At 75.2% G+C, this 14,972-nt stretch carries 12 protein-coding genes; 9 read left to right on the plus strand and 3 right to left on the minus strand.

Annotated elements, in window-relative coordinates; all coding sequences use genetic code 11:
* The first annotated feature begins 69 nt into the window (after window positions 1–69).
* Complete coding sequence (locus tag AB0398_RS06230; protein WP_366372668.1) at window positions 70–1,128, plus strand: ParB N-terminal domain-containing protein; 1,059 nt, start codon at window positions 70–72, stop codon at window positions 1,126–1,128.
* Here AB0398_RS06230 and AB0398_RS06235 read toward each other — a convergent pair.
* From AB0398_RS06235 to AB0398_RS06245, 3 genes are all read right to left on the minus strand, one after another.
* Window positions 1,122–2,276: an FAD-dependent monooxygenase gene (locus AB0398_RS06235; protein WP_366372669.1), complete on the minus strand. Its 1,155-nt coding sequence runs from the start codon at window positions 2,274–2,276 to the stop codon at window positions 1,122–1,124. The two genes, AB0398_RS06230 and AB0398_RS06235, sit on opposite strands and share 7 nt — an antisense overlap.
* Entirely contained in the window at window positions 2,273–2,800 is a 528-nt protein-coding gene (locus AB0398_RS06240) for a hypothetical protein (protein ID WP_366372670.1), read from the minus strand. Before AB0398_RS06240 ends, AB0398_RS06235 begins: the two co-directional genes overlap by 4 nt.
* Window positions 2,801–2,883: 83 nt before the next feature.
* Entirely contained in the window at window positions 2,884–3,363 is a 480-nt protein-coding gene (locus tag AB0398_RS06245) for a carboxymuconolactone decarboxylase family protein (protein ID WP_366372671.1), read from the minus strand.
* Between the two features lie 243 nt (window positions 3,364–3,606).
* Between AB0398_RS06245 and AB0398_RS06250 the strand changes: the two genes are divergently transcribed.
* From AB0398_RS06250 to AB0398_RS06285, 8 genes are all read left to right on the plus strand, one after another.
* Entirely contained in the window at window positions 3,607–4,650 is a 1,044-nt protein-coding gene (locus AB0398_RS06250) for an AMP-binding protein (protein ID WP_366372672.1), read from the plus strand.
* On the plus strand, window positions 4,650–6,029 hold the full coding sequence (locus AB0398_RS06255) for an aldehyde dehydrogenase family protein (protein WP_366372673.1): 1,380 nt from the start codon (window positions 4,650–4,652) through the stop codon (window positions 6,027–6,029). Before AB0398_RS06250 ends, AB0398_RS06255 begins: the two co-directional genes overlap by 1 nt.
* A gap of 48 nt (window positions 6,030–6,077) precedes the next feature.
* Window positions 6,078–7,445, plus strand: coding sequence for a 3-deoxy-7-phosphoheptulonate synthase (locus tag AB0398_RS06260; protein ID WP_366372674.1), 1,368 nt, complete (start codon window positions 6,078–6,080; stop codon window positions 7,443–7,445).
* A 102-nt stretch (window positions 7,446–7,547) separates the two neighbouring features.
* The gene (gene pabB / locus AB0398_RS06265; RefSeq protein ID WP_366372675.1) at window positions 7,548–9,677 is read left to right on the plus strand and encodes an aminodeoxychorismate synthase component I; all 2,130 of its coding nucleotides are present in this window, start codon (window positions 7,548–7,550) and stop codon (window positions 9,675–9,677) included.
* A gap of 75 nt (window positions 9,678–9,752) precedes the next feature.
* The gene (locus tag AB0398_RS06270) at window positions 9,753–11,234 is read left to right on the plus strand and encodes an AMP-binding protein (protein WP_366372676.1); all 1,482 of its coding nucleotides are present in this window, start codon (window positions 9,753–9,755) and stop codon (window positions 11,232–11,234) included.
* A 74-nt stretch (window positions 11,235–11,308) separates the two neighbouring features.
* Entirely contained in the window at window positions 11,309–12,907 is a 1,599-nt protein-coding gene (locus AB0398_RS06275; RefSeq protein WP_366372677.1) for an AMP-binding protein, read from the plus strand.
* A 9-nt stretch (window positions 12,908–12,916) separates the two neighbouring features.
* On the plus strand, window positions 12,917–14,155 hold the full coding sequence (locus tag AB0398_RS06280) for an FAD-dependent monooxygenase (RefSeq protein WP_366372678.1): 1,239 nt from the start codon (window positions 12,917–12,919) through the stop codon (window positions 14,153–14,155).
* A gap of 4 nt (window positions 14,156–14,159) precedes the next feature.
* A complete protein-coding gene (locus AB0398_RS06285) occupies window positions 14,160–14,972 on the plus strand; it encodes an aminotransferase class IV (RefSeq protein WP_366372679.1) in 813 nt (270 codons plus the stop codon).

Genomic DNA, 14,972 nt, shown 5'->3' on the forward strand with positions numbered 1-14,972 from the left:
ACGCGCGAAGGGTGGGCGACCGTGCGAAACGCACGGTTGCCCACCGCGCGTACGAGGAGGAAGAGAGCCGTGAACACTGTCAGGGCCGGGGCGTTCCCGGGTACGGGGGGAGAGCCCGAGCCGTCGCGGGCGCCCCTGCTCACCGCCGTACACCTCGTGCCCGTCGCCGCGCTGCACCCCGCCGACTCGCCCCGGGCCCGCACCGAGCACCCGGAGCACCTGCGGATCCTCGCCGCGGCGGAGGGCGAACTGCCGCCGATCGTCGTGCACCGGGAATCGATGCGGGTGGTCGACGGCACGCACCGGCTGCGGGCCGCCGTGCTGCGCGGCCGGACCGAGGTCGAGGTCCGGTTCTTCGACGGCGGGGCGGAGGACGCCTTCGTGTACGCCGTCGAGGCCAACACCCGGCACGGACTGCCGCTCTCGCTCGCCGAGCGCCAGGCGGCGGCGGCGCGGATCCTGGCCTCCCACCCGCACTGGGCGGACCGGGCCATCGCCTCCGTGTCCGGCCTGTCCGCGCACACCGTGGCCGCGCTGCGGCGCAGCGCTCCCGGGCCCGACGCCCCGGCCGGGCGGCTCGGCCGGGACGGCCGGGTGCGCCCGCTGTCCACCGCCCAGGGCCGCCGCGAGGCCGGACGCCTGCTCGCCGAGTCCCCGGACGTCTCGCTGCGGGAGATCGCCAAGCGGACGGGCCTGTCGCCGGCGACGGTACGGGACGTGCGCGACCGGGTGCGGCGCGGCGAGGACCCCGTACCGGAGCGGCTGCGGGGCGGCGACGGCGGGCGGCCGGAGGAACCGGGGCCGCCGGTGCGCGCGGTTCCGTCCCCGGGGCCGGTCCCGGCAGCGGTTCAGGCCCCGGCTCCGGCCCCGGAGGAGGAACTGGCCGCGGCCTACCAGAACCTGTGCCGCGACCCCGCCCTGCGCCACACCGAGAGCGGCCGCGTCCTGCTCCGCCTGCTGAGCGCGCTGACCCTTCCCCCCGCGCAGTGGCAGACCCTCGCCGACGGCGTCCCCGTCCACCGGGCCGGCGCCGTCGCGGAGCTGGCCTCCGAGTACGCCCGCGTCTGGCAGGAGTTCGCCGAACGCGCCCGGCGCGGCGAGGAGCGGTCCCGGAGGGGCCCTCAGTAGCGCACCTTCCTGATCCGGGGTCCGTACGGGGCCGCGTCCAGCCAGCGGCCCGCGCGGGGCCACAGCGGGGCGGCGACCGCGGCGGACCGCTGGAGCAGGCGCAGGCCGGGGCGGGGGGCCAGCAGGTGGTCGAGGGCGGCGCCGGCCGCGCGGACGTTGCGCTCGGCCGCCGTCCGCCGCTCGCGGACGTACGCCTCCACGGCGTCGTCCCGCACGGCCCGGGCCGCGGCCACGGCGTCGCCGACGCCGGAGTTCATCCCGCGCGCCCCGAAGGGCGGCAGCAGATGGGCGGCCTCGCCCGCGAGCAGCACCCGCCCGGTGGCGTCGGCGAAGCGGGCGGCGACCCGGAGCTGGAAGCGGTAGACCGAGGACCAGGTGACCTCGGGGCCGGGCACCTGGGGGAGCACCGCGGGCAGCCACTCCCGGGCGGTCGCCGCGAGGTGCCGGGCGTCGTCGCCCGGGCGGCACTGGACGTCGACGCGCCAGCCGCCCCGGAAGGGCACGAGGAGCACATGGCGTCCGCCCGCCGCCGGGTGCCGGTAGTGGAAGACCCGCTCGGGACGGGCGGGCCGTTCCCCGTCCGCCACGTCGACGACCACGAACTCGGTGGCCGACGTACTGCCGTCCAGCCCGATGCCCACGGCCTCGCGCACCGCCGAGCGCGCGCCGTCCGCCGCGATGACGTGACGGGCCCCGTGGACGGCGCCGGACGCGGTGCGCAGCCGCACCCCGTCGGAGGACGGCACCACCTCCCGTACGGGATCGCCCCAGAGGGTCCGGACGCCCGCCTCGTCGCAGGCCCGGCGCAGCAGGTCCTCGACGACGGTCTGCGGCAGGCTGGTGAAGGGGGCCGTCGCCGGATCGGTGGCGTACGTGCGGAGGTGGACCTGACGGCCCGCCCACAGGGTGCGCTTGGTGTCCCACACCAGGCCCCGGGCGGCGATCTCCGCGCCGAGCCCGGGCCGGACGGCGTCGAGCCGGTCGAGGGTGGCGCGGTGCACGAAGACGGCGCGGCTGCCGGGCCGTTCGGCCGTGCGCGCCCGGGCTTCGAGGAGGAGCGGGCGCAGGCCCAGGGCGTGCGCGGCCAGCGCGGCGGAGAGGCCGACCGGTCCGGCGCCGACCACGACCACGGGGTCGGGGGCGCTCACGGGGCGCGCTCCGGCGGGGCCACGGAGGGGTGGAAGGTCTCCCGGACGTACAGCGGGGCCTCGTCGGCCAGTTGCAGCAGATAGCCGCGCGACACGGCGGACGGCCCGCCGCCCGGGCCCCGCCAGGGGGCGAGACCGGCGGTCAGCGGGGTGCGCCGCTGCGGGACGCCGTACGCGGCCAGGGAACGGCCGAGGGGGACGGAGCGGCTGGTGACGGCGGAGGCCAGCTCCTCGTCGCGCGGCAGCCGGCCGAGCACCAGGTTGCGGGAGACCACCGTGCCGTCCGGGGCGACCAGTTCGGTGCGGCGGACGAGGCGGCGCGCGCCGGACGCGCTGCCGGTCAGGGTCTGTCCGACGAGCCGCAGCCGCAGCCGGTGGCGGACGCGGCGTTCGAGGAGCTCCGTGGTCGGGCCGCGGTGGCGGAGCAGCGTCCGGGTGAAGACGTCGGTGAAGTCCCGTGCCGGGGCGCGGGGCGGGAGGCCGGGCCGCTCCTCGGGGAGCGCGGCCGGAGAGGGGGCGGGCATGGCGGCGGTCTCTCGGTCCGCCGCGCCCTTCGGGGCGCGGCGCCGTGCCCGCCCGGAGGCGGACACGGCGGACGGTGCCCGGGTCAGGCGGAGGGGGTGTAGTTGCCCGGGGTGAGCCGCTGCGGGATCGCGACCCGGTTGTAGCTGTTGATCACGACGACGATCCACAGCAGGGCGGCGAGCTGCTCCTCGCCGAAGACCTTCACCGCGCGCTCGTGCACCTCGTCGCGGACGTGTCCGTCGTGGATGAGGGTGACGGCCTCGGTGAACTCCAGGGCGGCCCGCTCCCGCTCGCTGAAGAACGGGGTCTCCTCCCAGGCGGTGAGGGCGTACAGGCGCTGCTCGCTCTCGCCGGCGTGCCGGGCGTCGAGGGTGTGCATGTCGATGCAGAAGGCGCAGCCGTTGATCTGCGAGGCGCGGATGCGGACGAGCTCGATGAGCGGCTGCTCGAGACCGGCCTCGGTGGCGGCCTGGGCGGCCTGACCGGCCAGCTTGTGCATGGCTGAGTACGTGCGCGCGGACAGGGTGTTCAGGTCCAGGCGCTGGGTGTTTCCAGAGGTCATGGTGGTGATGGTAGGAGCGGTCGGGGCGGCTGGCCAGGTGGGCGATCCGGCAGTTGAACAGTCTGCCCCGCCGGCTCGCTCGTCTGCTCGAGTCCCGCTTGACAGCCAAGGTGCCTCACGGGAAAGGTAAATTCCCATCAGGGCGGCATGGCTCGAACTTCCCCTCCGCATAGCACCGTTGTGCCGATCTGGCCCGGGTCCCGCCCCGGGCCGTTGAGCCGATCTACCCACGGACGGACGAACATGACTCTGCAGGACCATCTGCGCGCCACCCTCGACTGGCACTTCGACCCCGCCACCGGCTCCCCGTTCTGGCTGCGCAAGGCGAAGACGCTCGACTTCGACCCGCGCACGGACATCGCCTCGGTCGCCGACCTGCGGCGCTTCCCGGACGTCAGCGGCGAGCTGCGGACCGTGCCCGTGGAGGACCTGGTGCCCGCCGGTGCCGCCGGACAGCCCTTCGAGGTCTTCGAGTCGGGCGGCACCGTCGGCGCGCCCAAGCGGGTCGTCGACGCGCACGCCCGCTCCCGCAACGTCGAATGGGTCAGCGAGGTGCTCGCCGCCCACGGCTTCCCCGGCCGCGGCCACTGGCTGCACGTCGGCCCCACCGGCCCGCACGTCGTCGGCCGCACCGTCCGGCACCTGGCGCAGCTCCGCGGCTCGATGTGCTTCACCCTGGACTTCGACCCGCGCTGGGTGAAGCGGCTCATCGGCTCCGGCCGGACCGAACTGGCCGCCGAGTACCGCGAGTACCTGATCGAGCAGATCGAACTTGTCGTCAACACCCAGAACGTGAGCGTGCTCTTCATCACGCCCCCGGTCCTGGAGGCCGTCTGCGCCCGCCCCGGCCTGTACGAGCGGCTCGCCGACTCCCTCGAAGCCATCCTGTGGGCCGGCACCAGCATCAGTCCCGAGTCGCTGCGGCAGATCGAGGAGACCTTCTTCCCGAACGCCAGGGTCGCCGCGATCTACGGCAACACCCTGATGGGCATCGCCCCGCAGCGCCCGCGCGAGGACGGCGACCGCCACCCGTGCGTCTTCGTCCCGTACCACCCGCAGTCCCTCGTCGAACTGCTCGACCCGGAGACCGGCGGCCCCGTCGCGTACGGGGAGCGCGGCCAGGTCCTCGTCCACCAGCTCAGCCGGGACATGTTCCTGCCCAACGTCCTGGAGCGGGACACCGCGATCCGCGTCGAGCCGGCCGCCGGGTCGGACCTCGACGGCCTCGCCGACATCGCGCCCCTCAAGGCCAAGGACGCCCCGGCCGTGATCGAGGGGGTCTACTGATGGCCGCCCCGTCCCTGCCCGTCGTCAACCCCGTCATCGGCGGCCAGGACGTCGACAGCCGCGACCGCGCCGAACTCGCCGCCCTCGACGGCACCCCGCTCGTCTCCGTCGGCCTGGCCCCCCGGCTGCTCGCCCAGGCCGCCCTCAACCGGCTCAGGGCCGCGAAGCCCGGCCCCGCCCCCGGTCCCGAGCTCTTCGCGAAGGCCGGTGAACTCTTCGCCACCGCCGAACTGGAGGGCGAGACCCCCGAGGAGTACCGCCGCCGGGTCGTCCTGGCCACCGGCACCCCCGGCGCCGCCGTCACCCGGGCCATCGAGGGCGTCCGCGGCTCCCTCGGCATCATCGAGCGCATCAACCGGGCCGAGTACCCGGAGCCCTTCGAGGCCCCTGGCTACCGCACCGTCTGGGTGCCGCGCGGCGCCCTGCTCGCCGCCGTCGTGCCCAACAACCACCCCGAGCCCAACGTCACCTGGGTCCGCGCCCTCGCCCTGGGCGCCCGGGTCCTCGTCCGCCCCGGCAGCAGGGACCCGTTCACCCCGCGCCGCCTCTTCGCCGCCCTGCTCGCCGCCGGGATCGACCCGGACACCCTGGCCTTCCTGCCCGGCGACCACGAGGTCGGCGAACACCTCCTCGCCCAGGCCGACCTGGGCCTGGTCTACGGCGGACCGGCCGCCGCCGAGCGGTTCGGACACCGGAGCGACGTCCTCGTGCGCGGCCCCGGCCGCAGCAAGGTCCTCGTCGGGGCGGGCGCCGAGGACGACAAGGAGGTCCTCGACGACCTCGTGGACTGGATCGCCGAGGACGGCGGGGTGCGCTGCAACAACATCTCCCTCGTCCTGACCGCCGGAGAGGCCGCCCCGCTCGCCGACGCCCTCGCCGCCCGGCTCGCCGACCTGCCCGTCCACCCCGTCCTCGACGAGCGCGCCACCCTGCCGGCCTTCGGCGCCGACACCGCCGCCGCCCTGGCCGACCACCTGCGCAACCTCACCGCGGGCGCCACCGACCACAGCACCCACCGCCACGGTGGCTCGCTGCTCGCCAACCCCGGCGACGGCACCACCGTGCTGCGCCCGCTCGTCGTCTCCGTCGACCGGCCCGACGACCCGGTCGCCGGTACGGAACTGGGCTTCCCGTTCGTCGTGGTGGCGCCCTGGCGCCCCGCCGACGGCACCCGCCCGCTGCGCGACTCCCTCGTCGTCAGCCTCCTCGGCGAGCACGCCGGCCTCGCCGAGCAGGTGCTCCGCGAGCCCTCCGTGCGCAAGGTCGTCACCGGCCGCGTCCGCCCCTGGGCGGGCGTGCCCGAGACCCCGCACGACGGCAGCCTGGCCCAGTTCCTCCTGGAGCCCAAGGGACTGGTCACCGCCGAGCACGAAGGCTGACCGACCGGCACGGAACCATTCCCCTCGTACGGACGGAAGAGAGAAGCCGTGACCCTCGCCGATTCCCCGCCGACCGTTGCGGCCGACACCCTGCCGCCGCTCGCCCTCACCGAGTGGCGCAACCTTCCGGCCGAGCAGCAGCCGCGGTGGCCCGACGCCTCCCGGGCGGCCCGGGTCCAGGACCAACTGGCCCTCGCCCCCGCCCTCACCGCCCCCGCCGACGTGCGCCGGCTCGCCTCCGGCCTCGCCCACGCGGGCGCGGGACGCGCCTTCCTGCTCCAGGCGGGTGACTGCGCCGAGCCCGTCGGCGCCGCCGGGCTCGCCGCCGTGCGCGGCAAGCACCGCGTCATCGGACGGATGGCCGAGATCATCAGCGGCCGCACCCGGCTGCCCGCGATCACCGTCGGCCGGCTCGCCGGCCAGTACGCCAAGCCCCGCTCCCGGCCCGAGGAGACCGTCGACGGCCTGACCCTGCCGGTCTACCGCGGCGACCTCGTCAACGGACACGCCGCCGACCCGGCCGCCCGCGTCCCCGACCCGCGCCGCATGCTCACCGGCTACGCCACCGCCCGCGCGGTCCTCAACGAACTGCACCTGATCGCGCACGAGTCCGCCTCCGCGCTGCTGCCTCCGGACGGCTCGTACACCACGGGGGGCGCCGGCCTGCCCACCCGCGCCTGGGACGGCAGCCTGCGCTCGATCCTCAAGGACTACGGGCAGACCGCCACCCACCGCGACGGCACCTGGCGCCACACCGGACTGTGGACCAGCCACGAGGCCCTGGTCCTCGACTACGAGCAGGCCCTGGTCCGCCGCGACGGGCACACCGGGGAGGACTACCTGCTCTCCACCCACCTGCCGTGGATCGGCGAACGCACCCGCCGCCTCGACGGCGCCCACGTCGCCTTCCTCGCCCGGCTCGCCAACCCCGTCGCCTGCAAGATCGGGCCGGGCACCGGGCCCGAGGCCCTGACCGCCCTGTGCGCCCGGCTCGACCCGCACCGCAGGCCCGGCCGCCTCACCCTGATCGGCCGCTTCGGCGCCGGCCGGGTCCGCGCCGAACTGCCCGCCCTGGTCGAGGCCGTCCGCACGGCCGGGCACGACGTGCTGTGGGTCTGCGACCCCATGCACGGCAACACCGTCACCACCGCGACCGGGGTCAAGACCCGGCACATGAGCGCCGTGCTCGACGAGATCACCGGCTTCTTCGAGGCCATGCACCGGGCGGACGCGTGGCCCGGCGGCGTGCACCTGGAGATCGCCGGCGACGACGTGACCGAGTGCCTCGGCACCGGCGGCCCGGCCCGCGAGGACGGCCTCGGCCGCGCCTACCGCACGCTCTGCGACCCGCGTCTCAACGACGACCAGGCACTGCTGGCCGCTTCGGCCGTCTCCGAGCTGATCGCCAAGGGCTGACCCGAAGGGCCCGCAGGACCGAGGACCCGAGACAGCGAAGGGCCGAAGGCACCGAAGGGCCCGCAGGACCGACCCGAGGCCGCCTCCCGAGAAAGCCGTGTGATGAGAACCCTGCTGATCGACAACCACGACTCGTACACCTACAACCTGTTCCAGCTCCTCGCCGAGGTCAACGGGGTCGAGCCGGTCGTCGTGACCAACGACGCCCCGGGCGCCGCCGAACTCGACCTGACGGCCTTCGACAACGTCGTCATCTCGCCCGGACCCGGCCACCCCGCCCGGCCCCGCGACTTCGGCGTCTCCGCGCACGTCCTGCGCACCGCGACCGTTCCCGTCCTCGGCGTCTGCCTGGGCCACCAGGGCATCGGACTGGGCGAGGGCGCCGAGATCAGGCCCGCCCCCGAGCCGCGGCACGGCTTCCTCAGCCGGATCGGCCACGACGGACGGGACGTCTTCGCCGGCCTGCCGCAGGACTTCACCGTGGTGCGCTACCACTCGCTCGGCGTCGCCGAGCCGCTGCCCGACACCCTGGAGGTGACCGCCCGGTCCGAGGACGGGGTCGTCATGGGCCTGCGGCACCGCACCCGGCCGATCTGGGGCGTGCAGTTCCACCCGGAGTCCGTCTCCACCGAGCACGGCCGCCGGATGATGGCCAACTTCCGCGACCTCACCCGCGCCCACCGGGAGGAGCACCCGCGCCCCGAGCCCGCGGTCCCGCCCGCCGTCCCCGCCGGACAGCCGTACGCCGTCGCCTTACCCGGGGCGGTGATACCCGCCGAACCCGCCGCCGGATACCGCGTCCACCTGCGCACCATCGAGACCGCCGTCGACACCGAGGCCGCCTTCACCCACCTGTACGCGGACTCCGCCGCGAACGCCTTCTGGCTGGACAGCGCCCACGTGGAGCCCGGCCGCTCCCGCTTCTCCTTCCTCGGCGACGCCTCGGGGCCGCTCGCCGAAACGGTTCGCTACCGCCTGACCGAGGGCGAGACCGAGGTCGAGCGCACCGGCGAACCGCCGCGCCGCATCCCCTGCACGGTCTTCGACTACCTCCAGGCGCAGCTGCGACGGCGCCGACTCGACGTCCCCGACCTGCCGTTCGGCTTCACCGGCGGATACGTCGGCTACTTCGGCTACGAGCTCAAGGGCGACCTCGGCTCGGTCAACAAGCACGTCTCGCCCACCCCGGACGCCGCCTGGATCTTCGCCGACCGGGTGGTGGTGGTCGACCACCAGGAGGGCAGCACGTACCTGCTCGCCCTCAGCGACACCACCCCCGGCACCGAGGCGGCCGCCGTCCGCTGGCTCGACACCACGAGCGCCGCCCTCCTCTCCCTCCGCCCGGCCGGACCCGCCGGGACCACCGGTCCGGGCGAGGCCGTCGACGCCGAGAAGTGGCTCACCCACGGCCGGGAGGCCTACCGGGCCCGGATCGACGAGATCCAGCGGAACCTGCGGGCGGGGGAGAGCTACGAGGTCTGCCTCACCACCTCCGCCTGGCTCCCCGGAGAGGACGACGGCTACGTCTACTACCGGGCCCTGCGCCGCGCCAACCCGGCGCCGTACGCCTCCTACCTGCGGCTCGGCGACGTCGAGGTCGCCAGCTCCTCGCCCGAGCGCTTCCTCTCCATCGACCGCTCCGGCGTCGTCGAGACCAAGCCCATCAAGGGCACCGTGCCGCGCGGCGCGGACCCGGAGGAGGACGAGGCCCTGCGCGCCTCGCTCGCCGCCAGCGCCAAGACCCGGGCCGAGAACCTGATGATCGTCGACCTGCTCCGCAACGACCTCGGACGGGTCTGCGAGGTGGGCAGCGTCCACGTGCCCCGGCTCATGACCACCGAGAGCTACACCACCGTCCACCAGCTCGTCTCCACGATCCGCGGCCGGGTCCGCACCGGGCTCGACGCGATCGACGTGGTGCGCGCCTGCTTCCCCGGCGGCTCGATGACCGGGGCGCCCAAGCTGCGCACCATGGAGATCATCGACGAACTGGAGGACGAGGCCCGCGGGGTGTACTCCGGCTCGATCGGCTGGCTCTCCACCAATGGCACCGCCGACCTCAACATCGTCATCCGCACCGCCGTCAGGGTCGGCGACCAGTGGCGGATCGGAGCGGGCGGCGCGGTCGTCCTGGACTCCGACGCCGACGACGAGTTCGACGAGATGGTCCTCAAGGCCTCCGCCCCGCTGCGCGCCTTCCGCCTCGGAAAGCCGCTCGTCACGGGCTCCTGAGCCCCGGGGCCCTCGTCGGGGAGCCCCCGCAAGACCCCGTCCGCCCACGAGCCGACCCACCAGGAGCCCCACGCCATGAACGTCGCCGCAGCGCTCGGGGACGCCGCCGCCGAGCGGAACTGGACCGACCGCGCCGCCTACCACGAGGGCGACCTGACCCTCACCCACGGCCGGCTGCACGACCTCGCCGCCCGGGCCGCGACCGTGCTCGCCGAGCACGGGGCCGGACCCGGCCGGGGAGTCCTCCTCGCCCTGCCCGACGGCATCGCCTGGGTCGTCGGCTTCCTCGCCGCCGCCCGCCTCGGCGCCGTCGCCGTCCTCGCCAACCCCGGCCTCACGGCCGAACGGCACCGCTACGTCGCCAAGGACAGCGGCGCGGTCGCGGTCCTCGCCGAGGACTCCCTCGCCGACCGGTTCGCCGGCCTCGCCCGCCTCACCGGCGAGCGGCTGCTCGACCTGGCGGCCGGAGCGGAGCCCGCCCCGGCCGCCCCGGTCGACGAGAACCACCCGCTCTACCTCCAGTACACCTCCGGGACCACCGGACTCCCCAAGGGCGTCGTCCACCGCCACGCCGACCTGCCGGTCTACTACACGGGCGCCGGCGCACAGGTGCTCGGCTTCGGCCCGGACGACACCGCCCTGTCGGTGTCCAAGCTGTTCTTCGCCTACGGGCTCGGCAACGCCCTCGCGTTCCCGCTGTACTCGGGCGGCTCCGCGGTCCTGGAACCGGGCCCGCCCCGGCCCGCCCGGATCGCCGAGCTGGTCGCCCGGCACCGGGTCACGTACCTGTTCGCCGTGCCCTCCGCGTACGCCAACCTCGTCGCCGAGACCGACCCGGCGCACTTCGCGAGCGTCCGCGCCGCCGTCTCGGCGGGGGAGCGGCTCACCGACGAACTGCGCGAGCGCGCGAGCGCCTTCCTCGGCGCCCCGCTCTACGACCAGCTCGGCTCGACCGAGGCCGGGCACGCCATCGCCACCAACGGCGTCGTCCACCACGCGCCCGGCACGGTGGGCCGGCCCGCGCCCGGCTTCACGGCGCAGGTGCGCGACAAGCACGGGCGGCCCGTGCCGGACGGCACGCCCGGCGAGCTGTGGGTGACCGGCCCGACGGTCACCCGCGGCTACCACGACCTGCCCGAGGAGACCGCCCGGACCCTCGTCGACGGCTGGCTGAACACCCGCGACCTGGTGGTGCGCAACCCCGACGGCACCCTCGCCCACCGGGGCCGCACCGACGACCTGGAGATGGTCGGCGGGATCACCTTCTCGCCGGTCGAGATCGAGCAGGTGCTCGCCCGCCACCCGGCCGTGCACGACATCGCGGTGGCCTGCGTCCGCAACGAGCGGGGCGCGTCCAAGCTGCGCGCCTTCGTCGTCCCGCGCCCCGGCCACCCCGCCGCCGCGGACCCCTCCGCCCTGGAGGCCGAGCTGATCGCCCTGGCCCGGTCCCGCATGGAGCCGTACAAGGTGCCGCGCGCCGTCGAGGTCGTCGCCGCCCTGCCGCGCACCGCCACCGGCAAGCTCCAGCGCTTCCTCATCCGGCAGGGCGCCTGGTGACCCCCGGCCCCGGCCCCGCCCCCACCCCCGTCCGACCCGTCCTCCGTTCCCTCCGCAGAGAAAGCAGTAGCCCCATGCTCTCCACGCTCGCCAGGAAACTGCCGGAGAAGGCCTTCTACCTCGGTCTGCTGTGGGAGCAGGCCGCCGCGAAGTTCCCCGGCACGCCGGTCACCCTCGACCAGCCGCTCGCGACCTTCCCCGACCTCGGCACCGGCTTCACGTACGCCTCCCTCGCCGACGTCGTCGACGACCTCGCCGCCCGCCTGTGGCACACCGGCGTCCGGCCCACCGAACGGGTCGCCGTCCACAAGTCCGACAACTTCGACATCTCGCTGATCGCCGCCGCCATCGCCCGCGTCGGCGCCGTGCCGGTGATGATCTCCTCCGCGCTGCCCGGCGAGATCGTCGGCAAGCTCCTCGGCCGCCTGGACAAGCCCTGGCTGGTCACCGACGCCGCCAAGCTGACCGGCCCCCTCGACGGCGTCCCCGTCCGGGAACTCACCCACGAGACCCTGCTCGCCGGCACGGACGCGCACGGCGGACTGCGCCTGCTCGCCGAGCTGAACGGGCTGCCCCGGCGCCCCGCCGTGAAGCTCCACCCCTCCCAGCCGGCCCTGATCACCCACACCTCGGGCACCACCGGCGTCTCCAAGCTGATGGTCCACAACGCGCGGGCCCTGTTCCACCGGCTGCTGCCGCAGCAGATGATCGCCTGGCCGATCCGGAAGAAGGAGACCGTCGCGCTGTGCATGTCCTTCGTGCACTCGCGCTTCTTCCACTCCCTCGGCGTCTTCCTCAACTACGGCAACCCGCTGCTGGTCCTGAACGACCTCGACCCGGACAAGATCGCCCCGGTCTTCGTCCGGCACCGCCCCGGCCTGGTCGAGACCCACCCCAACAACTTCGTCCAGTGGGAGGACCTGGCCGACGCGCCCGGCGCCCCGCTGTCCAGCATCCGCTACTACAGCAGCACCTTCGACGCCATCCACCCGCGCACCATCCAGCGCCTCCTCGCCGCCTCCGCGCGCCCCCGCCCGCTCCTGATCCAGCTCTACGGACAGAGCGAGACCGGCCCCATCTCCGGCGCCTGGTACACCGAGAAGAGCGCGGAGCGCAACGACGGCCGCGACGTCGGCTACGTCCTCCCCGGCTTCATCAAGCTGCGGGTCGTCGACGACCAGGGCCGCCCGGTCCCCAAGGGACAGCCCGGCAACCTCGAACTCCGCGGTCGCGGCCGCATCATGACGTACCTCGGCGAGCACCAGCGCTACCTGGACAACTTCAACGACGGCTGGTGGAAGCTCGGCGACATGGGCACCCTCGGCCGCTTCGGCCGGCTCCACCTGATCGACCGCGAGATCGACCAGATCGACACCATCGACTCCAACCTCGAACTCGAGGACATCCTCCTGAAGCGCCTGGAGGAGCTCCTCGAAGTGATCATCGTGACCGGCCCCGAGGGCGAGCCCGTCCCCGTCGTCTGCACCCGCCGCGACGCCCCGCTCGACCAGGGGCGCTGGGACCGCGCCACCGCCGACCTGCCCGCCCTCGCCGCACCCCTGCACTGGCCGTTCAACGAGGTGCCGCGCACCTCCACCTGGAAGGTCCAGCGGGTGGAGATCACCCGGATGCTCCGCGAGAACACCGCGCCGGCCGCCCCCGCCGCCGACTGAGGAGCCGTCATGACCCCCAACAGCCACCAGCCCGGCCGGGCGCCGGTCCTGGTCGTCGGCGCGGGACCGGTCGGCCTCACCGCCGCCCTGGCCCTGCGCAGCCACGGCCTGCCGGTCACCCTCCTGGAGGCCGAACCGGAGGACCGGACGCGTCCCGGCAGCCGGGCCCTGTTCGTGCACCGCGAGTCGCTGAAGCTGCTCGGCCGGATCAGCCCGGGACTGGACCGCACCCTGGTCTCCCACGGAGTGGTGTGGCCCACCCGCCGCACCGTCTACCGCTCCCGGGAGGTCTTCGCCCGCAGCTATCCGCCCCAGCCGCAGCACGAGGGCCTCGTGCCGCCGTTCACCAGCCTGCGGCAGATCGAGACCGAGCGGCACCTGATGGCGGCCTGCCGCGAGGCGGGCGTCGTGTTCCGCTGGGGCGCCGCCGTCACCGACGTGGAGACGTCGGAGCGGTCGGCCCGGCTGACCACCGAGGACGGCACGGTGTGGGAGGCCGAGTACGTGATCGGGGCGGACGGCGCCCGCTCCCGGGTGCGCCGCTCCCAGTCCATCGAGATGCTGGGGGAGCGCTCCGAGGCCTTCCACGTCGTCGTCGACGTCGAGGAGGACCCCGCGGACCCGCTGCCGCTGGAGCGCGTGTTCGTCTACGAGCACCCGGCGCTCGGCGGCCGCAGCGTGATGCGGGTGCCCTTCGCCGGCGGCTTCCAGCTCGACCTCCAGTGCAAGGACGACGACGACCCGGCGGAGTGGGCCGACGAGGCGGCGGCGGCCCGCTGGGTGGCCGAGGTCGTCGGGGAGAAGTACGCGAAGCGGCTCCTCTGGGTGTCCCGGTACAAGTTCCTGCACGTGGTCGCCGAGTCCTTCACCGACCCGCACCACCGGGTGCTCCTCGTCGGCGAGGCCTCCCACCTCTTCCCGCCCTTCGGCGCCCGGGGCATGAACAGCGGCATCGCCGACTCCGTCGCCGCCGCCGACGCCGTGGCCGAGGCCCTCGCGGCGCCGGAGCGGCGGGCCGGCGCCGTCGGCGCGTTCGCCGTCGAACGCCGGCAGGCCGCCGGGTTCAACAGCGAGGCCGCCCGCACCGCCCTCGCCCACCTCCGGCCCAGGAGCCGCGTCACCCGGCTCCGGCAGGCCGTCGGCGCGGCCCTCTCCCCGGTCGTGCCCTCCTTCGGCGAATGGCTCGAACGCGCCCCCTACGGACCCCGTACGGGAGCGCCGACCAACAAGGGCAAGGGACGGTACTGACCCGATGAATCCGCCCAACGACCCGGCCGTCGCGGAGGCCCGGCTCGCCTGGGACGGGGCCCGGGGCCTCGTCCCAGGAGCCCCCGCCCCCGACGCCCTGCTCGCCGCCGACTCCTGGCTGGTCGAGGACGGCCGGGTCCGGGACGTCGAGGGCCACCGGGCGCGGTTCACCCGGGCCTGCCGCGACAGCGGCCGGGACGCCTCCGCCGTGGAGCGCTTCTGGCGGGACGCCCTCGCCGCGCTGCCCCGCACGGGAGCCTGGTTCCCGCGCGTCGAGCTGCACGGGGACGGCGTCCTCGCGCTCTGGCCGCGCCGCGCGCCGCAACTGCTCGGACCCGTCCGCGTCCTGCCCCGGCCGGACGCCGACCCGCGCACCGCGCCCCACCGCAAGGGCCCCGACCTGGCCCTCCTCGCGCGTGTCAGGGCCGAGGCGCAGGAGGCGGGCGCGGACGACGCCCTGCTCACCACCGCGAGCGGGGCGGCCATCGAGTCCACCACGGCCAGCCTGCTGTGGTGGGAGGACGACGAGCTGTGCCTGCCGGAGCCCGGACCGCACCTGCTGCCCGGGGTCACCAGCGCCCTGCTCGTCCGGCAGGCCCGGGAGAGCGGCGTGGTGGTGCGTTACGGCCGGGCCGCCCCGGAGGAACTGCACGACCGGGAGACCTGGCTGGTCAACGCGCTGCACGGGATCCGCCCCGTCGCCGCGTGGGTGGGCGCCGGGGGCGGCCCGGCGGCCCCGGCCCCGCGCGCCGCGCGCTGGCAGCGCCTGCTCCGGGCCCGGGCCCGGCCCCTCCCCGACCACCGGCCGGAGCCGTGA

It is taken from the genome of Streptomyces sp. NPDC086147, assembly GCF_040702165.1.
Taxonomy (GTDB): domain Bacteria; phylum Actinomycetota; class Actinomycetes; order Streptomycetales; family Streptomycetaceae; genus Streptomyces.